At 61.8% G+C, this 20,681-nt stretch carries 17 protein-coding genes; all 17 read left to right on the top strand.

The window, feature by feature from the left end:
* Positions 1–94: 94 nt before the first annotated feature.
* Positions 95–838, top strand: a complete 744-nt coding sequence (gene pyrH, locus JOE27_RS10765; protein ID WP_008094912.1) for a UMP kinase — start codon at positions 95–97, stop codon at positions 836–838.
* The gene (gene frr, locus JOE27_RS10760) at positions 835–1,392 is read left to right on the top strand and encodes a ribosome recycling factor (protein ID WP_008094910.1); all 558 of its coding nucleotides are present in this window, start codon (positions 835–837) and stop codon (positions 1,390–1,392) included. Before pyrH ends, frr begins: the two co-directional genes overlap by 4 nt.
* A 15-nt stretch (positions 1,393–1,407) precedes the next feature.
* Positions 1,408–2,163, top strand: a complete 756-nt coding sequence (uppS, locus tag JOE27_RS10755; RefSeq protein WP_046784287.1) for a polyprenyl diphosphate synthase — start codon at positions 1,408–1,410, stop codon at positions 2,161–2,163.
* Positions 2,163–2,978: a phosphatidate cytidylyltransferase gene (locus JOE27_RS10750; protein WP_046784286.1), complete on the top strand. Its 816-nt coding sequence runs from the start codon at positions 2,163–2,165 to the stop codon at positions 2,976–2,978. Before uppS ends, JOE27_RS10750 begins: the two co-directional genes overlap by 1 nt.
* Positions 2,975–4,165 (top strand): 1-deoxy-D-xylulose-5-phosphate reductoisomerase, encoded by a 1,191-nt coding sequence (ispC, locus tag JOE27_RS10745; RefSeq protein ID WP_204918693.1) that lies wholly within the window; start codon positions 2,975–2,977, stop codon positions 4,163–4,165. The genes JOE27_RS10750 and ispC overlap by 4 nt, the downstream gene beginning before the upstream one ends.
* 61 nt (positions 4,166–4,226) lie before the next feature.
* Positions 4,227–5,579 (top strand): RIP metalloprotease RseP, encoded by a 1,353-nt coding sequence (gene rseP / locus JOE27_RS10740; protein WP_115274038.1) that lies wholly within the window; start codon positions 4,227–4,229, stop codon positions 5,577–5,579.
* Between the two features lie 70 nt (positions 5,580–5,649).
* Positions 5,650–7,998, top strand: coding sequence for an outer membrane protein assembly factor BamA (bamA, locus tag JOE27_RS10735; protein ID WP_204918691.1), 2,349 nt, complete (start codon positions 5,650–5,652; stop codon positions 7,996–7,998).
* 44 nt (positions 7,999–8,042) lie between these two features.
* On the top strand, positions 8,043–8,546 hold the full coding sequence (locus JOE27_RS10730) for an OmpH family outer membrane protein (protein WP_012315893.1): 504 nt from the start codon (positions 8,043–8,045) through the stop codon (positions 8,544–8,546).
* A 1-nt stretch (position 8,547) separates the two neighbouring features.
* Entirely contained in the window at positions 8,548–9,603 is a 1,056-nt protein-coding gene (gene lpxD, locus JOE27_RS10725) for a UDP-3-O-(3-hydroxymyristoyl)glucosamine N-acyltransferase (protein ID WP_012315892.1), read from the top strand.
* A gap of 113 nt (positions 9,604–9,716) precedes the next feature.
* Complete coding sequence (gene fabZ, locus JOE27_RS10720) at positions 9,717–10,157, top strand: 3-hydroxyacyl-ACP dehydratase FabZ (RefSeq protein ID WP_012315891.1); 441 nt, start codon at positions 9,717–9,719, stop codon at positions 10,155–10,157.
* On the top strand, positions 10,154–10,930 hold the full coding sequence (lpxA, locus tag JOE27_RS10715; RefSeq protein ID WP_012315890.1) for an acyl-ACP--UDP-N-acetylglucosamine O-acyltransferase: 777 nt from the start codon (positions 10,154–10,156) through the stop codon (positions 10,928–10,930). Before fabZ ends, lpxA begins: the two co-directional genes overlap by 4 nt.
* Position 10,931: 1 nt before the next feature.
* The gene (gene lpxB, locus JOE27_RS10710; protein ID WP_174142343.1) at positions 10,932–12,059 is read left to right on the top strand and encodes a lipid-A-disaccharide synthase; all 1,128 of its coding nucleotides are present in this window, start codon (positions 10,932–10,934) and stop codon (positions 12,057–12,059) included.
* 1 nt (position 12,060) lies between these two features.
* Positions 12,061–12,684 (top strand): ribonuclease HII, encoded by a 624-nt coding sequence (rnhB, locus tag JOE27_RS10705; RefSeq protein WP_046788313.1) that lies wholly within the window; start codon positions 12,061–12,063, stop codon positions 12,682–12,684.
* A gap of 89 nt (positions 12,685–12,773) precedes the next feature.
* Positions 12,774–16,298, top strand: coding sequence for a DNA polymerase III subunit alpha (dnaE, locus tag JOE27_RS10700; RefSeq protein ID WP_174142342.1), 3,525 nt, complete (start codon positions 12,774–12,776; stop codon positions 16,296–16,298).
* Between the two features lie 105 nt (positions 16,299–16,403).
* Positions 16,404–17,351: an acetyl-CoA carboxylase carboxyl transferase subunit alpha gene (accA, locus tag JOE27_RS10695; RefSeq protein WP_042111686.1), complete on the top strand. Its 948-nt coding sequence runs from the start codon at positions 16,404–16,406 to the stop codon at positions 17,349–17,351.
* Between the two features lie 55 nt (positions 17,352–17,406).
* Positions 17,407–18,687 (top strand): tRNA lysidine(34) synthetase TilS, encoded by a 1,281-nt coding sequence (gene tilS / locus JOE27_RS10690; RefSeq protein WP_119687647.1) that lies wholly within the window; start codon positions 17,407–17,409, stop codon positions 18,685–18,687.
* A 269-nt stretch (positions 18,688–18,956) separates the two neighbouring features.
* The gene (locus JOE27_RS10685; RefSeq protein WP_115274042.1) at positions 18,957–20,585 is read left to right on the top strand and encodes a CTP synthase; all 1,629 of its coding nucleotides are present in this window, start codon (positions 18,957–18,959) and stop codon (positions 20,583–20,585) included.
* Positions 20,586–20,681: the final 96 nt, after the last annotated feature.

Raw genomic sequence — 20,681 nt, 5'->3', positions numbered from 1 at the left:
GTGCTCGCTGACGCAGTCGCTGCGTCACGTTAGAGTTACACGCAGGCTCAAGCAGCCCGCCAGAATTTTACAAACGCCGCAGGAGAGATTCGCAATGGCTCAGCAGGGCAGTGGTTATCAGGCTCGCTATAAACGCATTCTACTCAAACTTAGCGGCGAGGCCCTGATGGGCTCGGAAGAGTTCGGGATCGACCCCAAGGTCCTGGATCGCATGGCCCTGGAAGTCGGCCAGTTGGTCGGCATCGGTGTCCAGGTCGGCCTGGTGATTGGCGGTGGCAACCTGTTCCGTGGCGCGGCGCTCAGTGCAGCCGGCATGGACCGTGTTACCGGCGACCACATGGGCATGCTGGCGACCGTAATGAATGGCCTGGCCATGCGCGATGCGCTGGAGCGGGCGAACATTACCGCCATCGTCATGTCGGCCATTTCCATGGTGGGCGTGACCGATCACTATGACCGCCGCAAAGCCATGCGTCACCTGAACGCCAAAGAAGTCGTAATCTTCGCTGCCGGTACTGGCAACCCGTTCTTCACCACCGACTCCGCCGCATGCCTGCGTGCCATCGAAATCGATGCCGACGTGGTATTGAAGGCAACCAAGGTCGATGGTGTATACACTGCAGATCCATTCAAGGACCCGCATGCCGAGAAGTTCGATCATCTGACCTACGATGAAGTGCTGGATCGCAAGCTGGGTGTAATGGATCTCACGGCAATCTGCCTTTGCCGCGACCACAAGATGCCGCTGCGCGTCTTCAACATGAACAAACCCGGCGCCTTGCTGAACATCGTGCATGGCGGCGCGGAAGGAACTCTGATCGAGGAAGTTCAAAAATGATCAACGACATCAAGAAAGACGCTCAGGATCGCATGGGCAAGTCCATCGAGGCTTTGGGCCGCAACCTGGCGTCAATCCGCACCGGTCGCGCCCACCCAAGCATCCTGGACAGCGTCAAGGTCCCGGCGTGGGGCAGCGAAATGCCGCTGAACCAGGTCGCTGCAGTCTCTGTTGAAGATGCGCGCACCCTGAAGATCGTCGCCCACGACAAGAACCTCAGCGCGGCCATCGAGAAGGCCATTCTGACTTCCGATCTGGGCCTGAACCCGTCCAGCGCCGGCACCACCATCCGTGTACCGATGCCGGCCCTGACCGAGGAAACCCGCAAGGGTTACACCAAGCAGGCCAGCGCCGTTGCCGAAGACGCCAAGGTTGCCGTGCGCAACGTGCGTCGTGATGCCCTGGCCGACCTGAAGAAGCTGACCAAGGACAAGGAAATCAGCGAAGACGAAGAGCGTCGTGCTGCTGACGAGATCCAGAAGCTGACCGACAAGTTCGTCGCCGAAATCGACGCTGCGTTCAAAGCCAAGGAAAAGGACCTGTTGGCCGTCTAAGGCCGAGGTTTTTTAATGGAAAAGACCAAGCTGGCGGCACCGTCTTCGGTGCCGCGACACGTCGCGATCATCATGGATGGCAATAATCGCTGGGCGAAGAAGCGCCTGTTGCCCGGCGTAGCCGGGCACAAGGCCGGCGTCGATGCCGTACGTGCGGTTATCGAGGTATGCGCCAAGTCCGGGGTCGAGGTGCTGACCCTGTTCGCCTTCTCCAGTGAGAACTGGCAGCGCCCTGCCGAGGAAGTGGGGGCGTTGATGGAGCTGTTCTTCTCGGCGCTGCGCCGTGAGGCCAAACGCCTGAACGAGAACAATATCAGCCTGCGCATCATTGGCGACCGTTCGCGTTTCCATCCAGAGCTGCAGGCCGCCATGCGCGAGGCCGAGGCGCAGACCGCCGGCAATAATCGCTTCATCCTGCAGATCGCCGCCAACTACGGTGGCCAGTGGGATATTGCCCAGGCCGCCCAGCGCCTGGCGCGTGAGGTTCAGGCCGGCCATCTGCGTCCGGACGACATCACTCCAGGGCTTTTGCAAGCCTGCCTGGCGACGGGCGAATTGCCGTTGCCGGACCTGTGCATCCGCACCGGTGGTGAGCACCGCATCAGCAACTTCCTGCTGTGGCAGTTGGCCTATGCCGAACTGTATTTCTCCGACCTGTACTGGCCGGACTTCAAACACGAGGCCATGCGCAATGCTCTGGCCGATTTCGCTTCGCGCCAGCGCCGCTTCGGTAAGACCAGCGAGCAGGTCGAGGCTGGAGCTCGTGCTTAATGCTTAAACAACGCATCATTACCGCGCTGATCCTGCTGCCGGTCGCGCTGGGTGGTTTCTTCCTGCTCAACGGCGGGGATTTCGCTCTGTTCATCGGCTTGGTGGTGACCCTGGCGGCCTGGGAGTGGGCGCGCCTGGCCGGGCTGATGGCCCAGCCGCTGCGCATTGCCTATGCCGCTGTCGTCGCCGGTGTGCTGATGCTGCTCTACCTGATGCCTGACCTGGCGCCCTGGGTGCTTGGTGCGTCGGTCATCTGGTGGGGCATGGCCACCTGGTTGGTGCTGACTTATCCGCGCAGCAGTGAGCTGTGGGCCAGTGCTGCCTGCCGTCTGCTGATCGGTCTGCTGATCCTGCTGCCTGCCTGGCAAGGGCTGGTGCTGCTCAAGCACTGGCCGCTGGGTAACTGGCTTATCCTGTCTGTCATGGTGCTGGTGTGGGCGGCCGATATCGGCGCGTACTTCTCTGGCCGTGCTTTCGGCAAGCGCAAGCTGGCTGCCCAAGTCAGCCCGGGTAAAAGCTGGGAAGGCGTCTATGGCGGCCTGGCGGTCAGCCTGGTGATTACGCTTGCGGTCGGTATCACTCGCGATTGGGGCGTCGGCCAGATTCTGCTGGGGCTCGTGGGGGCTGCGCTGGTGGTCATGTCATCGGTGATTGGTGACCTGACCGAGAGCATGTTCAAGCGCCGCTCCGGTATCAAGGACAGCAGCAACCTGCTGCCTGGCCATGGCGGGGTGCTTGACCGCATCGACAGCCTGACTGCGGCCATCCCGGTTTTCGCGGTATTGCTGTGGGCTGCTGAATGGGGTGTGATGTGACAGCGCTACAGCGCATTACGGTCCTGGGCGCCACCGGCTCCATCGGCCTCAGTACCATGGATGTGATTGCCCGCCATCCCGAGCGCTACCAGGTATTTGCATTGAGCGGCTATTCGCGCATCGATCAACTGCTGGCGCTGTGCGTGCTGCATCGCCCGGCCTATGCCGTGGTGCCCAACGGCGAAGCAGCCGTGCGCTTGCGTGAAGGCCTGGCGGCTGCGGGCTGCGCCACCGAGGTGCTCGAAGGGGAGGCGGGCCTGTGTGAGGTTGCGGCCGCCCCTGAAGTGGATGCGGTGATGGCTGCCATCGTCGGCGCTGCTGGCTTGCGCCCGACACTGGCCGCCGTCGAGGCGGGCAAGAAGGTGCTGCTGGCCAACAAGGAGGCGCTGGTGATGTCCGGCGCGCTGTTCATGGAAGCTGTGCGCCGCAGTGGTGCGGTGCTGCTGCCGATCGACAGCGAGCACAATGCCATCTTCCAGTGCCTGCCGGGTGACTATGACCGTGGTCTGAGCCAGGTGGGCGTGCGTCGCATTCTGCTGACAGCCTCGGGCGGGCCGTTTCGCGAGACGCCTCAGGCTGACTTGGCCGATGTCACGCCAGAGCAGGCTTGTGCCCACCCGAACTGGTCCATGGGGCGCAAGATTTCGGTGGACTCGGCGAGCATGATGAACAAGGGCCTGGAACTGATCGAGGCTTGCTGGTTGTTCGATGCGGCGCCGGACAAGGTCGAAGTGGTGGTGCACCCGCAGAGCGTTATCCATTCCCTGGTGGACTACGTTGACGGTTCGGTGCTGGCCCAGTTGGGTAACCCGGATATGCGCACGCCCATTGCCAACGCCCTTGCCTGGCCGGAGCGGATCGATTCTGGTGTGGCCCCGCTGGATCTGTTCGCCATTGCTCGCCTGGATTTCCAGGCCCCCGACGAACTGCGCTTTCCGTGCCTGCGCCTGGCGCGGCAGGCTGCCGAGGCGGGCAACAGCGCGCCAGCGGTACTCAATGCGGCCAACGAAGTTGCGGTCGATGCATTTCTTGAGCGGCGTATCCGCTTCCCGGAGATCGCGGGTATGATCGAACAGGTACTGGCTCAGGAAGCCGTGGTGCCTGTGCCTTCGCTGGATGCGGTATTTGCTGCCGATCAGCGCGCCCGAGAGTTGTCCCGCGAGTGGTTGAGGCGCCACGGCCGCTGATGCTGCCCGGCCCAGAGGATGTGCGAAAAGTCGTTCCGCTGAACGTCATTCGGAGAAAGACATGACTGCGCTGTACATGATTATCGGCACCCTGGTGGCCCTGGGTGTACTGGTCACTTTCCACGAATTCGGCCACTTCTGGGTGGCCCGGCGTTGCGGGGTCAAGGTGCTGCGCTTTTCCGTGGGCTTCGGCCCCGGGCTATTGCGCTGGCATGACCGCCACGGTACCGAGTTCGTGGTGGCGGCCATTCCTTTGGGTGGGTACGTCAAGATGCTCGACGAGCGTGAAGGCGAAGTGCCGCCAGCGCTGGCCGAGCAGTCCTTCAATCGCAAATCGGTTCGCCAGCGCATCGCCATCGTCGCCGCCGGTCCGATTGCCAACTTCCTGCTGGCCATCGTTTTCTTCTGGTTGCTGGCGATGCTCGGTACCCAGCAGATCCGTCCGGTCATCGGTGCGGTAGAGCCAGGCAGCCTGGCAGCATCGGCGGGCCTGGTTGCCGGCCAGGAAATTGTGTCCATCGATGGCAAGGCGACCAGTGGCTGGTCGGCCGTCAATCTGCAGTTGGTGCGTCGCCTGGGCGAAAGCGGAACATTGCAGGTTGGCGTGCGCGATGAGGGCTCCAGTGCCGAGCGTCAGTTGCAGGTCAAGCTCGACAGCTGGCTCAAGGGCGCGGACGAGCCTGATCCGATTCAGTCGCTCGGGCTGCGGCCATGGCGCCCTGTGGTTGCGCCCGTGCTGGCCGAGATCGATCCAAAAGGGCCAGCGGCGGCTGCCGGTCTGAAAACCGGTGATCGGCTGCTGAGTCTCGATGGGGTGGCCTTGACTGACTGGCAGCAGGTTGTCGATAGCGTGCGCGCCCGCCCTGAAGCCAAGGTGGTGGTGCGTGTCGAGCGCGACGGTGCAGCGCTGGATGTGCCGGTGACACTGGCACGAAAAGGTGAGGGCGAGGCTGCCGGTGGTTATCTGGGTGCCGGGGTGAAAAGTGGCGAATGGCCTGCCGACATGCTTCGTGAGGTCAGCTACGGTCCGCTGGATGCGGTAGGCGAGGGCCTTTCCCGGACGTGGAACATGAGCGTCCTGACCCTCGAATCCCTGAAGAAAATGCTGTTCGGTGAGCTATCGGTAAAAAACTTGAGCGGACCGATAACCATTGCTAAAGTGGCGGGCGCTTCAGCCCAGTCCGGCGTGGGGGATTTCCTGAATTTCCTCGCCTACCTGAGCATTAGCCTGGGGGTTCTTAACCTGCTGCCCATTCCAGTGCTGGATGGGGGGCATTTGCTGTTTTACCTGGTCGAGTGGGCGCGCGGTCGTCCATTGTCGGATCGGGTTCAAGGTTGGGGGGTCCAGATCGGTATCAGTTTGGTCATAGGGGTGATGTTGCTCGCCCTGATCAACGATCTGGGTCGACTATAAAAGCTTCGCATTGCAAACCTGCCGCCATTTGCGGCAGGTTGTTTATTGCCAGTTGGAATAAAAGGACTTCATGAAACGTCTGCTGCTAACTGCGGTCCTCTCCGCATTGATGATCGCTGAAGTTCACGCCGAGTCCTTCACCATCTCCGATATTCGTGTAAACGGCCTGCAGCGGGTATCCGCCGGCAGCGTTTTCGGTGCCTTGCCCCTGAACGTGGGCGATCAGGCCGATGACCGGCGCCTGGTGGAGTCGACCCGTTCGCTGTTCAAGACCGGCTTCTTCCAGGATATCCAGCTGAACCGCGACGGCGATGTCCTGATCATCAACGTGGTCGAGCGCCCGTCGGTGTCGAGCATCGAGATCGAAGGCAACAAGGCGATCAGCACCGAAGACCTGATGAAGGGCCTGAAACAGTCGGGCCTGGCCGAAGGCGAGATCTTCCAGCGTGCCACCCTCGAAGGCGTGCGTAACGAACTGCAGCGCCAGTACGTGGCCCAGGGCCGCTACTCGGCCGAGGTCGACGCCGAGGTGGTGCCGCAGCCGCGCAACCGGGTTGCCCTGAAGATCAAGATCAACGAAGGCACCGTCGCTGCCATCCAGCACATCAACGTCGTCGGCAACACCGTGTTCGACGATGAAGAACTGGCGCAGCTGTTCGAACTCAAGACCACCAACTGGCTGTCGTTCTTCAAGAACGACGACAAGTACGCCCGCGAAAAACTTTCCGGTGACCTGGAGCGCCTGCGTTCCTACTACCTGGACCGCGGCTACATCAACATGGACATCGCTTCCACCCAGGTGTCGATTACCCCGGACAAGAAGCACGTCTACATCACCGTCAACGTCAACGAAGGCGAGAAGTACACCGTTCGTGACGTGAAGCTGTCGGGCGACCTGAAGGTGCCGGAAGACCAGGTCAACTCGCTGCTGCTGGTGCAGCCGGGCCAGGTGTTCTCGCGCAAGGTGATGACCACCACGTCCGAGCTGATCACCCGCCGCCTTGGTAACGAAGGCTATACCTTCGCCAACGTCAACGGCGTGCCACAGCCCAATGACGAAGACCACACCGTCGACATCATGTTCGTGGTCGACCCGGGCAAGCGTGCCTACGTCAACCGCATCAACTACCGCGGCAACACCAAGACCGAAGACGAAGTGCTGCGCCGCGAAATGCGCCAGATGGAAGGCGGCTGGGCTTCGACCTACCTGATCGACCAGTCCAAGACCCGCCTGGAGCGCCTGGGCTTCTTCAAGGAAGTCAACGTCGAGACCCCGCCAGTGCCGGGCACCGACGACCAGGTCGACGTCAACTACAGCGTCGAAGAGCAGGCATCCGGCTCGATCACCGCCAGCGTGGGCTTCGCCCAGAGCGCCGGCCTGATCCTGGGCGGCTCGATCAGCCAGACCAACTTCCTCGGTACTGGTAACAAGGTGTCCATCGGCCTGACCCGTTCGGAATACCAGACCCGCTACAACTTCGGTTTCGTTGACCCCTACTTCACTGCCGACGGCGTCAGCCTGGGTTACAACGCGTTCTACCGCAGCACCGACTACGACGACCTTGACGTTGACGTGGCCAGCTATGCGGTCGACAGCCTGGGTGCAGGCGTCAGCCTTGGCTACCCGATCAGTGAAACCTCGCGTCTGACCTACGGCCTCAGCGTGCAGCAGGACAAGATCAAGACCGGTCGCTATACCGTTGACGAGATCTTCGACTTCCTCGAGGAGGAAGGCGACAGCTTCCTGAACTTCAAGGCGTCCGTCGGCTGGTCCGAGTCGACCCTGAACAAAGGCGTGCTGGCAACCCGTGGTCACTCCCAGAGCCTGACCCTGGAAACCACCATTCCAGGCAGCGACCTTTCGTTCTACAAGCTCGACTACCGCGGCCAGCTGTTCAAACCGATCAACAACGACTACACCCTGCGCCTGCACACCGAATTGGGCTATGGTGATGGTTTCGGTGGCACTTCGGGCCTGCCGTTCTACGAGAACTACTATGCGGGTGGCTTCAACTCCGTTCGCGGCTTCAAGGACAGCAGCCTGGGCCCACGCAGTACGCCGAGCAATGGTTCGAATCCCGGCACCATCGCAGACCCGGACCAAGACCCACTGCCGTTCGGTGGCAACGTCCTGGTACAAGGTGGCGTAGAGCTGTTGTTCCCGCTGCCGTTCGTGAAGGACCAGCGTTCGCTGCGCACCTCCGTGTTCTGGGATGTGGGTAACGTGTTCGACACCAATTGCGGTTCCAAGCCTGACTGCGCCAAGGTCGGTTTCTCGGACATGGCCAGCTCCGTGGGCCTGGGTGTGACCTGGATCACCGCGCTGGGTCCGTTGAGCTTCAGCCTGGCAATGCCGGTGAAGAAGCCGGACGATGCCGATACCCAGGTGTTCCAATTCTCTCTGGGCCAGACCTTCTAAGGTCGGCCCTTGCTTAACGACAACGGTTTATCCAGGAGTGCATCGTGCGTAAGTTGACTCAACTGGCCTTACTGGCCGCGGCGCTGGTCGCCACCCCGGCTTTCGCCGAAATGAAGGTTGCCGTGCTGAACTATCAGATGGCGTTGCTCGAATCTGATGCCGCCAAGAAATACGCGGTGGATGCCGAGAAGAAGTTCGGCCCGCAGCTGACCAAGCTCAAGACCCTGGAAAGCAGCGCCAAAGGCATTCAGGACCGCTTGATCAAAGGCGGCGACAAGATGGCCCAGCCGGAGCGTGAGCGCCTGGAGCTTGAATTCAAGCAAAAGGCCCGTGACTTCCAGTTCCAGTCCAAGGAACTGAATGAAGCCAAGGCGGTTGCTGACCGCGACATGCTCAAGCAGCTCAAGCCCAAGCTCGACGGCGCTGTCGAGGAAGTGATCAAGAAAGGCGGTTACGACCTGGTCCTCGAGCGTGGCGCGGTCATTGATGTCAAGCCTCAGTACGACATCACCCGCCAAGTCATCGAGCGCATGAACCAAGCCCGTTGATATGACCGTGACCATGACGCTCGGCCAGTTGGCCGAGGCCCTCGGGGCCACTCTCAAAGGCTCCGAGGCGCTGCAGATCACCGGGCTGGCCACCTTGCAGGAGGCCGGCCCCGGTCAGTTGAGCTTTCTCGCCAACAAGCAGTACCGCAAATACCTGGATAACTGCCAGGCAGCAGCGGTGTTGCTGCAGGCTGCAGATGCTGAAGGCTTTGCCGGCAATGCGCTGATCGTGGCGGACCCGTACCTGGCCTACGCGCGCATTTCCCACCTGTTCGATCCCAAACCCAAGGCTGTAGCGGGAATTCATCCCAGCGCCGTGGTTGCCGAGGATGCGCAGGTGGATGCCAGTGCCAGCATCGGGCCGTTCGTGGTCATCGAGAGCGGCGCACGCATTGGCGCCAACGTCAGCATCGGTGCGCATTGCGTGATCGGTGCCCGTTGTGTGGTTGGCGAGGGTGGCTGGCTGGCACCGCGGGTCACGCTGTATCACGACGTGACCATAGGCAAGCGCGTGGTCATCCAGTCTGGCGCGGTGATCGGTGGTGAGGGCTTCGGCTTTGCCAACGAGAAGGGCGTATGGCGCAAGATCGCCCAGATCGGCGGTGTCACCATAGGTGATGACGTCGAAATCGGCGTGAACACCGCTGTCGACCGGGGCGCGTTGTCCGACACGCGGATCGCCGACGGCGTCAAGCTCGACAACCAGATCCAGATCGCTCACAACGTGCAGATCGGCGAGCACACGGCCATGGCTGCCTGCGTCGGGATTTCCGGCAGCACGCGCATTGGCAAGCACTGCACCATTGCCGGTGGCGTCGGCATGGTGGGGCACATTGATGTCTGCGACAACGTATTCGTTTCCGGGATGACCATGGTCACCCGTTCGATCACCGAACCGGGTGCGTATTCTTCCGGCACTGCCATGCAGCCACTGGCTGACTGGCGCAAGAGCGCTGCGCGTATCCGCCAGCTGGATGACATGTCCAAACGTCTCCAGCAGCTGGAAAAACGTGTCGATACCGTGACCTCAGGTGGCCAGCCGACATCAGAAGGCTGATACCATTTCCTGAGCAAGAGTGAACAGTCGCTAGCTGGCTCCTCTTTGGATTGCAAAAGGAGCGTGTGGTCAGCACCTGCGCTCCCTATTCTTATTACAGGCTTCCCCCCGAAATGATGGACATCAACGAGATTCGCGAATACCTGCCTCACCGTTACCCGTTCCTGTTGGTGGATCGTGTAACGGATCTGGACTTCGAGGCCCAGAGCATTCGTGCCTACAAGAATGTCAGCATCAACGAGCCGTTCTTCAACGGGCATTTCCCGGAACACCCGGTAATGCCAGGCGTGCTGATCATCGAGGCCATGGCACAGGCTGCAGGCATTCTCGGTTTCAAGATGCTCGACGCCAAGCCGGCCGACGGCACGCTCTATTACTTCGTCGGTTCCGACAAGCTGCGTTTCCGTCAGCCCGTCCTGCCGGGCGACCAGTTGGTGCTGGAGGCCAAGTTCATCGGCCGTAAGAAGACCATCTGGAAGTTCGAGTGCCGGGCACTGGTCGATGGCAAGCCAGTGTGCTCGGCTGAGATCACCTGTGCGGAACGTGAGCTATGAATTCGATTGATCCGCGGGCGATCATCGATCCGTCGGCCAAACTGGCCGATGGTGTCGAGGTCGGCCCGTGGTCGATCGTTGGCCCTGATGTCGAAATCGGGGAGGGTACCGTCATTGGTCCTCACGTGGTGCTCAAGGGGCCGACCCGGATCGGCAAGCACAATCGCATCTACCAGTTTTCCTCGATCGGCGAAGACACCCCGGACCTGAAGTACAAAGGGGAGCCAACGCGCCTGGTGATCGGTGATCACAACGTGATTCGCGAGGGTGTGACCATTCACCGTGGCACGGTCCAGGACCGCGCTGAAACCACGCTGGGTGACCACAACCTGATCATGGCCTATGCCCACATCGGCCATGACAGTGTGATCGGCAACCATTGCATCCTGGTCAACAACACTGCGCTGGCCGGGCATGTGCATGTGGGTGACTGGGCGATCCTGTCCGGTTTCACCCTGGTGCACCAGTACTGCCACATCGGCGCGCATGCCTTCTCCGGCATGGGCACGGCGATCGGCAAGGACGTTCCGGCTTTCGTCACGGTATTCGGCAGCCCCGCCGAAGCCCGCAGCATGAACTTCGAAGGCATGCGCCGTCGCGGGTTCAGCGACGAGGTCATCCATGCCCTGCGTCGTTCCTACAAGATCGTCTACCGCCAGGGCCTGACCGTTGAAGAAGCGGTCAAGGAACTGGATGAGCTGGCAGGCAAACACCCAGAGGTCGACTTGTTCCGTCAGTCGATCGTGAATTCTGCCCGCGGCATTACCCGCTGACATGGCGCAACTTTGCGTAGCCCTGGTTGCGGGTGAGGCCAGCGGCGATATTCTCGGTTCCGGTCTGATGCGCGCCTTGAAGGCGCGCCATCCCCAGGTGCGTTTCATCGGCGTCGGCGGCCCGCTGATGGAAGCCGAGGGCATGCAGTCGTATTTCCCCATGGAACGTCTGGCGGTCATGGGCCTGGTAGAAGTGCTGGGGCGCCTGCGTGAGCTGCTCAAGCGGCGCAAGGTACTGATCCAGACCCTGATTGCCGAAAAGCCCGATGTGTTCATTGGCATCGATGCACCTGACTTCACCCTCAATATCGAACTGAAGCTACGCCAGGCCGGTATCAAGACCGTGCACTACGTCAGCCCTTCGGTCTGGGCATGGCGGCAGAAGCGTGTGCTGAAGATTCGTGAAGGTTGCGATCTGATGCTGACGCTGCTGCCATTCGAAGCGCGCTTCTATGAAGAGCAGGGCGTGCCGGTTAGGTTCGTCGGCCATCCGTTGGCCGATACCATACCGTTGGCTGCGGATCGGCAGGCTGCGCGCATGGCGCTGGGGCTGGGTGCAGGGCCGGTGGTTGCCCTGATGCCTGGCAGCCGTGGCGGGGAAGTCGGGCGCCTGGGGGCGTTGTTCCTGGATGCGGCGCAGCGCTTGGGCGAGCTGATACCCGGCGTGCACTTTGTAGTGCCATGCGCCAATGGGGCACGGCGTGCACAGCTCGAACAGATGCTTGAAGGTCGCGACTTGCCGCTGACGCTGCTCGATGGCCAGTCGCATCAGGCCCTGGCAGCCTGTGATGCGGTGCTGATCGCGTCGGGTACCGCCACCCTGGAGGCCATGCTGTACAAGCGCCCCATGGTCGTTGCCTATCGCCTCGCGCCACTGACCTACTGGATTCTCAAGCGTCTGGTGAAAAGCCCCTACGTGTCGTTGCCCAACTTGCTCGCCCAGCGCGAGTTGGTGCCAGAGTTGCTGCAGGATGCCGCCACCAGCGAGGCCCTCGCACAAACCCTGGCTCCCCTGGTGGCCGACGGCAGCCAGCAGACCGAGCGCTTCGACGAGATTCACCGCACCCTGCGCCGCGACGCCTCCAACCAGGCAGCCGACGCGGTGCTGGCCTTGCTCAAGGACCGCTGACATGCAGATAGGACTGGATTTCAACCTGGTCGAGGACCTGGTTGCCGGAGTCGACGAGGTCGGGCGCGGCCCGCTGTGCGGGGCGGTCGTCACAGCGGCGGTGATTCTTGACCCGGCGCGGCCGATCCTCGGCCTCAACGACTCGAAGAAACTCACCGAAGCCAAGCGCGAAGCGCTGTTCGACGAGATCTGTGCCAAAGCCCTGAGCTTTTGCATCGCGCGCGCCGAGGTCGAGGAAATCGATCGGCTGAACATTCTTCAGGCCACCATGCTGGCCATGCAGCGTGCAGTGGAGGGCTTGAGTGTCACACCCAGGCTCGCACTGATCGACGGTAACCGCTGCCCCAAACTGTCGGTGCCGGCTGCGCCGGTTATCAAGGGTGATAGCCAGGTGCCGGCCATCGCTGCAGCGTCGATCCTGGCCAAAGTGACCCGCGATCGCGAGATGAGCGCATTCGAGCTGATCTATCCGGGCTATGGGATTGGCGGGCACAAGGGGTATCCGACGCCGGTACACCTGCAAGCCTTGGCCCGGCTAGGGCCCACGCCCATTCATCGGCGCTCCTTTGCGCCGGTACGGGCCGCTTGGGAAGCCCGCGAAGGCATTACCGATTCTCTGATCTAGCCTGTTGGGGGCGTCTTGCGTCCCCAAAACCCCCTCGCTTTTACGCTACAATCCCGCCCTTGTCGTTCAGCACTGCTACAGGATCTTCCATGTCGGTTCCCTTCGTTCACCTGCGCGTCCACTCCGAATTTTCGCTGGTCGACGGTCTGGTGCGGATCAAACCGCTGGCCAAGGCGCTGGCCGGGATGAACATGCCCGCGGTGGCGATCACCGACCAGAGCAACATGTGCGCGTTGGTGAAGTTCTACAAGGCCGCCATGGGCGCGGGCATCAAGCCGATCTGCGGTGCTGACCTGTGGCTGGCCGGTGCCGACCCTGAAGCGCCGCTGTCGCGCATCTGCTTCCTGGCGATGAACCCCAAGGGTTACCGCAACCTTACCGAGCTGATCTCCCGAGGCTGGACTGACGGCCAGCGCAATGGCCTGGTCATTCTGCAGCGTGAGTGGATCGCCCCGGCCAGCGAAGGTCTGATTGCCCTGTCCGCCGGCAAAGAGGGCGATATCGGTATGGCCCTGATGGCCGGCCGTACCACTGAGGCCGAGGCGCTGCTGCACGACTGGATGGGCATGTTCCCTGAACGTTTTTACGTCGAGGTGCAGCGTACCAATCGTGCCGGTGATGAAGAATACGTGCACGCTGCCGTGGCGCTGGCCGACAAGGTCGGCGCGCCGCTGGTGGCCACCAATGATGTGCGTTTTATCAAGCAGTCGGACTTCGACGCCCACGAAAGCCGCGTGTGCATCGGTGAAGGCTGGACCCTGGACGACCCGCGTCGCCCGCGCATGTACAGCGACCAGCAGTACCTCAAAAGCGCGGATGAAATGGCCGAGCTGTTCAGCGACTTGCCCGACGCGATTGCCAACACCGTCGAAATCGCCAAACGCTGCAACATCCAGGTCCAGCTGGGCAAGTACTTCCTGCCCGACTTCCCGACGCCCAATGGCATGGGCATCGACGACTACTTGCGCCATGTTTCGCACGAAGGCCTGGAGGAGCGCCTGGCGGTGCTCTGGCCCAAGGAGACCACGCCCAATTACGAAGAGAAGCGCCAGCTCTACCTGGACCGCCTGAAGTTCGAACTGGACATCATCATCCAGATGGGTTTCCCGGGTTACTTCCTGATCGTGATGGACTTCATCAAGTGGGCCAAGAACAACGGCGTGCCGGTAGGCCCGGGCCGTGGTTCGGGTGCCGGCTCGCTGGTGGCCTACGTACTGAAGATCACCGACCTCGATCCTCTGGCCTACGACCTGCTGTTCGAACGTTTCCTCAACCCCGAACGTGTTTCCATGCCCGACTTCGACGTCGACTTCTGCATGGATGGCCGCGACCGGGTGATCGACTACGTGGCCGACGCCTACGGGCGCAATGCGGTCAGCCAGATCATCACCTTCGGTACCATGGCCGCCAAGGCGGTGGTACGCGACGTGGCGCGGGTGCAGGGCAAGTCCTATGGCCTGGCCGACCGTTTGTCGAAGATGATCCCGTTCGAAGTGGGCATGACCCTGGAGAAGGCGTATGAGCAGGAAGAAATCCTGCGCGACTTCCTCAAGGGCGACGAAGACGCCCGCGAAATCTGGGAGATGGCGCTCAAGCTCGAAGGTGTCACCCGGGGTACCGGCAAGCACGCCGGTGGTGTGGTAATCGCCCCGACCAAGCTCACCGATTTCTCGCCGATCGCCTGTGATGAAGAGGGCGGCGGCCTGGTGACCCAGTTCGACAAGGACGATGTCGAGGCCGCCGGCCTGGTCAAGTTCGACTTCCTTGGCCTGCGTACCCTGACCATCATCAAGTGGGCGATGGAGACGATCAACCGCGAGCAGGCCAAGAACAACCTGCCCGACGTCAACATCGACTTCATCCCGCTGGACGATCGCAAGACCTACGAGTTGCTGCAGAAGGCCGAAACCACGGCGGTATTCCAGCTCGAATCGCGCGGCATGAAGGAGCTGATCAAAAAGCTCAAGCCCGACTGCCTGGAAGATCTTATCGCACTGGTGGCATTGTTCCGCCCAGGCCCCCTGCAATCGGGCATGGTGGACGACTTCATCAACCGCAAGCACGGCCGCGCCGAACTCGCCTACCCGCACTCGGATTACCAGTACGAAGGCCTCAAGCCCGTTCTTGCGCCGACCTACGGCATCATCCTGTATCAGGAACAGGTGATGCAGATTGCCCAGGTCATGGCGGGGTACACCCTCGGCGGCGCCGACATGCTGCGCCGCGCCATGGGTAAGAAAAAGCCTGAGGAAATGGCCAAGCAGCGCGGTGGCTTCATCGAAGGTTGCGTCGCCAACAACATCGATGCAGACCTCGCCGGCAACATCTTCGACCTGGTGGAAAAGTTTGCCGGTTACGGCTTCAACAAGTCCCACTCGGCGGCCTACGGTCTGGTGTCTTACCAGACCGCCTGGCTCAAGACTCATTATCCGGCGCCGTTCATGGCCGCGGTCCTGTCGGCGGACATGCACAACACCGACAAGGTGGTGGTGCTGATCGAAGAAGTGCGCAGCATGAAGCTGCGCCTCGATGCGCCCGACGTGAATGCCTCGGAGTTCAAGTTCACGGTCAATGACGACGGCCGCATCATCTATGGCCTGGGGGCCATCAAAGGCGTGGGTGAAGGCCCGGTGGAGGCCATTGTCGAGGCACGCGACCAGGGTGGCCCATTCAAGGATCTTTTCGACTTCTGTGAGCGGGTCGACCTCAAGCGGGTGAACAAACGCACACTCGATGCGCTGATCCGCAGTGGCGCACTGGACCGGCTGGGCCCGCACTTTCATGATGAGATCAAGGCCTACCACGCCAGTATCGACATTAATCGCGCGACCTTGCTGTCTGCCCTCGAAGAGGCGATCAAGGCCGCTGAGCAGACCGCTCGCACCGCAGACAGCGGTCACGTCGACCTGTTCGGCGGGCTGTTCGTCGAGGAGGACTCCGATGTCTATGCCAACCACCGCAAGGTGCGTGAACTGACGCTCAAGGAGCGCCTGAAGGGCGAGAAGGATACCCTTGGCGTATACCTCACCGGCCACCCGATCGATGAATATGAAGGGGAGATCCGCCGTTTCGCCCGCCAGCGCATCATCGATCTGAAGCCCTCCCGCGAGACGCAGACTATCGCCGGCATGATCATTGCCATGCGCGTGATGAAGAACAAGAAGGGCGACAAGATGGGCTTTGTCACCCTTGATGACCGCTCCGGGCGCATCGAAGCGTCGCTGTTCGCCGATGCCTTCATGGGGGCTCAGGCGTTGTTGCAGAACGATGCCATGGTCGTGGTTGAAGGTGAGGTCAGCAATGACGACTTCTCCGGTGGCCTGCGCCTGCGCGTCAAGCAGGTGATGACCATGGAAGATGCCCGTACCAAGCTGGCCGAGAGCCTGCGCCTGAAGATCACCCACGATGCCCTCAAGGGCGACCGCCTGAACTGGCTGGGCGAGCTGATCACCCGCCATCGCGGTGGTTGCCCGATCACCCTCGAATACACCGGCAGCGACGCCAAGGCGATGCTGCAGTTCGGCGACCAGTGGTCGATCGACCCGGCCGATGGCTTGATTCAGGCGCTGCGTGACCAGTTCGGGCGTGAGAACGTCTTCCTGCAATATCGTTGAACCGACGAAATTTAATCTCGACCTGAATGCGCCTGATCCCTTAAGGTAGGGCGCCAAACGGATCAACCGGCCGGCCGCCTGGCCGTAGACCCAAGACGGATGACTATGAACCCGAATTTTCTCGATTTCGAACAGCCGATTGCCGACCTGCAAGCCAAGATCGAAGGGCTGCGTTTGGTGGGTAACGACAACTCGCTGAACATCAGCGATGAAATTGCCCGTCTGCAAGACAAGAGCAACACCTTGACCGAAAGCATCTTCGGCAACCTGACCAGCTGGCAGATCGCCCGCCTGGCCCGTCACCCGCGTCGTCCTTACACCCTGGACTACCTGGAGCACATCTTCACCGAGTTCGAAGAGCTGCACGGCGACCGTCACTTCTCAGATGATGCTGCCATCGTCGGTGGTACCGCGCGCCTGGATGGCAAGCCGGTCATGGTCATCGGCCACCAGAAGGGCCGTGAAGTGCGCGAAAAGGTTCGCCGCAACTTCGGCATGCCGCGCCCTGAAGGCTACCGCAAGGCTTGCCGCCTGATGGAAATGGCCGAGCGCTTCAAGATGCCTATCCTGACCTTCATCGACACCCCGGGTGCATACCCAGGCATCGACGCAGAAGAACGCAACCAGAGCGAGGCGATCGCCTGGAACCTGCGTGTCATGGCACGCCTGAAGACCCCGATCATCGCCACCGTCATCGGTGAAGGTGGTTCCGGCGGTGCACTGGCCATCGGTGTGTGTGACCAGCTGAACATGCTGCAATACTCCACTTACTCGGTGATCTCGCCGGAAGGTTGCGCCTCGATCCTGTGGAAGACCGCAGACAAGGCCGCGGACGCTGCCGAGGCCATGGGCATCACCGCCGAGCGCCTGAAAAGCCTGAACATCGTCGACAAGGTCATCCAGGAACCGCTGGGCGGCGCCCATCGTGACCCGGCGCAGATGTCCGAAAGCATTCGCGCTGACCTGGTTCAGCAGCTGGACATGCTCGGCAAGCTCGACAACGACACGCTGCTGGCCCGTCGTTATGAGCGCTTGATGAGCTACGGTCTCTGATGCACCGCTGGGGGCGCAAAGCGCCCCCAACGCTTTCAAGCCGCGTGAGGCTCCAATGATCAACCTCACCCCTTGGCTCAATGCCCCTGCCTGGTACATCGCCTTCTCCGGTGGCCTCGACTCCACCGTCCTCCTGCACTGGCTGGCCGACTACGCCCGCATCCACGCAACGCCGCCGCTCCATGCCATCCACATCCACCACGGCCTGCAACCTGCCGCCGATGCCTGGCCAGGCCATTGCACCGCGGTGTGTGAGCGGCTGGGCATCGAACTCACCGTCATCCACGTTCAGGTCCCTGCCGGGGCGAGCCTGGAGCAGGCTGCGCGCGATGCTCGGTATGCGGCATTCGAGACCGTTCTTGGCGCGGGCGACGTCCTTTTCACGGGGCAGCACTGTGATGATCAGGCCGAAACCTTACTGTTCCGGCTTCTGCGCGGTGCCGGCCTGCGTGGCCTGGCCGCAATGCCGCAGCAGCGCCCGCTGGGGCGCGGCCGCGTGGTCAGGCCGCTGCTCAACGTTTCTCGCGCGCAGTTGCATGAATATGCACAAACCCATGGGTTGATCTGGGCCGAAGATCCGTCCAACGCAGATACGGCCTTTGCCCGCAACTTCCTGCGCGCAGAGGTGTTCCCGCTATTGCAGCAGCGTTGGCCGAAGGCCAGCCAGGCCCTGGCTCGCGGTGCCGAGCATCTGGGTGAGGCGCTCGGGCTGCTTGATGAGCTGGCCCAGGCTGACCTGGCCGTGGCCCGGGAGGGAGCGCCTGCCATGTGGTCAGGGATCGACTCGCTTGACCTCGCGAGCCTGGCGGCGCTTTCGCCAGCCCGTCAGCGCAATGCCCTGCAATATTGGTTGAGCCTGCGCACCCGTCTGCCCGACACCCGGCATTGGGCCGGTTGGGCGGCCCTGCGTGATGCGGCAGTCGATTCCCAGCCAGCGTGGCAGCTGACCGACGGCAAGCTGGAGCGCAGCCACGGGCGGATCTGGTGGTTGTGTGGCGACTGGCTGCAGCCTGTCGGCGGGACGCTGCGCTGGGAGATGCCCGGTAGCCCGTTGCCATTGCCCGGGAACGGCAGCGTCAGCCTGCAGGGCGCCCCGCTAGGTGATTTGCGCATCGCCTACCGCCAGGGCGGGGAAGTGCTGGACATACCAGGGCGGGGCAAGCGCGACCTCAAGCGCCTGCTCAATGAGCTGCACGTCCCGCACTTCGTGCGACCGCGCCTGCCACTGCTGTATCGTGGCGAGCGCTTGCTGGCAGTGGCCAATCTGCCCCGATTGGCGCAGGCCGATTGCCAGCTCCACTGGCAGCCTCCGACGAACGCGCAAGGTTTGAGCTGAAGGGTACATTCCGGTAGACTACCCTCCCTTCTTGATACAACTTCTGTGCGTTCCTCGGAAACACGGCAGTTGCCGATTACCACGCAGTTTTTTGCTGGGCTGATTCTGGAAATGACGAGCGAGCTCCATGCCGGGGTTAACCCTGGTCTGTACAGACGCGGCAGTTTTTCGAGATGCACTGTGATTGACGCAGGTGATCGGGGGCTTCGGCCTTCCTTCGCTTTCTCCGGCGGCGCTGGCCGCCTTAACGCAGACTTCTAGGGTTTTTCATGACGCGCTACATATTCGTCACGGGCGGTGTTGTTTCTTCATTGGGGAAAGGCATTGCCTCGGCTTCCCTGGCGGCCATCCTGGAAGCGCGGGGGCTAAAGGTCACCATGCTCAAGCTGGATCCGTACATCAACGTCGATCCTGGCACCATGAGTCCGTTCCAGCACGGTGAAGTATTCGTCACCCACGACGGCGCCGAGACCGACCTCGACCTGGGCCACTACGAGCGGTTCATCCGCACGACCATGACCCAGAACAACAACTTCACCACCGGCCGCATCTACGAGCACGTGCTGCGCAAAGAGCGTCGTGGTGATTACCTGGGCGCGACCATCCAGGTCATCCCGCACATCACCGACGAGATCAAGCGTCGCATCATCAAGGGCGCCGGCGATGCCGATGTGGCCCTGGTGGAAATCGGTGGTACCGTGGGCGACATCGAGTCGCAGCCGTTCCTCGAGGCGATCCGCCAGTTGCGCTTCGAAGTCGGCGCCAAGCGCGCGATGCTGATGCACCTGACGCTGGTGCCGTACATCGCCACCGCTGGTGAGACCAAGACCAAGCCGACTCAGCACTCGGTCAAGGAACTGCGCTCCATCGGCCTGCAGCCTGACGTGCTGGTCTGCCGCTCCGACCACCCGATCGACAGCTCTTCGCGCCGCAAGATCGCCCAGTTCACCAACGTTGAAGAGCGTGCGGTGATTGCCCTTGAAGACGCCGACACCATCTACAAGATCCCGGGCATTCTGCATGCCCAGGGCCTGGACGATTTCGTCGTCGAGCGCTTCGGCCTGCAGTGCAGCAGCGCCGACCTGTCCGAGTGGGACAAGGTAGTCGACGCCAAGCTCAACCCTGAGCACGAAGTGACCATCGCCATGGTCGGCAAATACATGGAACTGCTGGACGCGTACAAGTCGCTGATCGAAGCGATGAGCCACGCCGGCATCACCAACCGCACCAAGGTCAACCTGCGTTACATCGATTCCGAAGATATCGAAAACCAGGGCACCAGCCTGCTCGAAGGCGCAGACGCCATTCTGGTACCGGGCGGTTTCGGCCTGCGTGGCGTGGAAGGCAAGATCACCGCGGTGCAGTATGCCCGTGAGAACAAGGTGCCATACCTGGGTATCTGCCTGGGCATGCAAGTTGCCGTGATCGAATTCGCCCGCAATGTGATGGGCTGGAAAGACGCCAACTCCACAGAGTTCGATCGCAACAGCGGCCACCCGGTCGTTGGCCTGATCACCGAGTGGGCCGATGCCACCGGTGCTGTCGAAACCCGTACCGAAGCCTCCGACCTGGGTGGCACCATGCGCCTGGGTGCGCAGGATTGCCAACTGGCTGCCGGCTCCAAGGTGCATGACTGCTATGGCAAGGACGTGATCACCGAGCGCCATCGTCACCGCTACGAAGTGAACAACAACCTGCTGCCGCAACTGGTCGATGCCGGCCTGGTGGTATCCGGTCGTTCCGAAGACGGTGCGCTGGTTGAAGTGGTCGAGTCCAAGGACCACCCGTGGTTCGTCGCCTGCCAGTTCCACCCCGAGTTCACCTCGACCCCGCGTGATGGCCACCCGCTGTTCAGCGGCTTCGTCAAGGCTGCTCTGGCGCAGAAGAACAAGGCCTGAGCCCAGGCTTTGTGAGTTTTCCGACGGTATAAACCGCGCAAAGCTCATTTCTCGGGTAAAGTACCGTCCGTTCTGCCCCTGACCCGCCGGTCAGGG

The organism is Pseudomonas sp. M5 (assembly GCF_016907075.1).
Classification (GTDB): Bacteria; Pseudomonadota; Gammaproteobacteria; order Pseudomonadales; family Pseudomonadaceae; genus Aquipseudomonas; species Aquipseudomonas putida_E.
The sequence above is the reverse complement of the archived record's forward strand: the minus strand, read 5'-3'. Positions and strand labels throughout refer to the sequence as shown.

Excerpts from the sequence above, each read along its gene's own strand:
- lpxB (WP_174142343.1), top strand. The coding sequence starts at position 10,932 with ATGGCGCAACTTTGCGTAGCCCTGGTTGCGGGTGAGGCCAGCGGCGAT.
- lpxD (WP_012315892.1), top strand. The coding sequence starts at position 8,548 with ATGACCGTGACCATGACGCTCGGCCAGTTGGCCGAGGCCCTCGGGGCC.
- uppS (WP_046784287.1), top strand. The coding sequence starts at position 1,408 with ATGGAAAAGACCAAGCTGGCGGCACCGTCTTCGGTGCCGCGACACGTC.
- JOE27_RS10685 (WP_115274042.1), top strand. The coding sequence starts at position 18,957 with ATGACGCGCTACATATTCGTCACGGGCGGTGTTGTTTCTTCATTGGGG.
- pyrH (WP_008094912.1), top strand. The coding sequence starts at position 95 with ATGGCTCAGCAGGGCAGTGGTTATCAGGCTCGCTATAAACGCATTCTA.
- rnhB (WP_046788313.1), top strand. The coding sequence starts at position 12,061 with ATGCAGATAGGACTGGATTTCAACCTGGTCGAGGACCTGGTTGCCGGA.
- bamA (WP_204918691.1), top strand. The coding sequence starts at position 5,650 with ATGAAACGTCTGCTGCTAACTGCGGTCCTCTCCGCATTGATGATCGCT.
- tilS (WP_119687647.1), top strand. The coding sequence starts at position 17,407 with ATGATCAACCTCACCCCTTGGCTCAATGCCCCTGCCTGGTACATCGCC.
- frr (WP_008094910.1), top strand. The coding sequence starts at position 835 with ATGATCAACGACATCAAGAAAGACGCTCAGGATCGCATGGGCAAGTCC.
- dnaE (WP_174142342.1), top strand. The coding sequence starts at position 12,774 with ATGTCGGTTCCCTTCGTTCACCTGCGCGTCCACTCCGAATTTTCGCTG.
- rseP (WP_115274038.1), top strand. The coding sequence starts at position 4,227 with ATGACTGCGCTGTACATGATTATCGGCACCCTGGTGGCCCTGGGTGTA.
- fabZ (WP_012315891.1), top strand. The coding sequence starts at position 9,717 with ATGATGGACATCAACGAGATTCGCGAATACCTGCCTCACCGTTACCCG.
- JOE27_RS10750 (WP_046784286.1), top strand. The coding sequence starts at position 2,163 with ATGCTTAAACAACGCATCATTACCGCGCTGATCCTGCTGCCGGTCGCG.
- accA (WP_042111686.1), top strand. The coding sequence starts at position 16,404 with ATGAACCCGAATTTTCTCGATTTCGAACAGCCGATTGCCGACCTGCAA.
- lpxA (WP_012315890.1), top strand. The coding sequence starts at position 10,154 with ATGAATTCGATTGATCCGCGGGCGATCATCGATCCGTCGGCCAAACTG.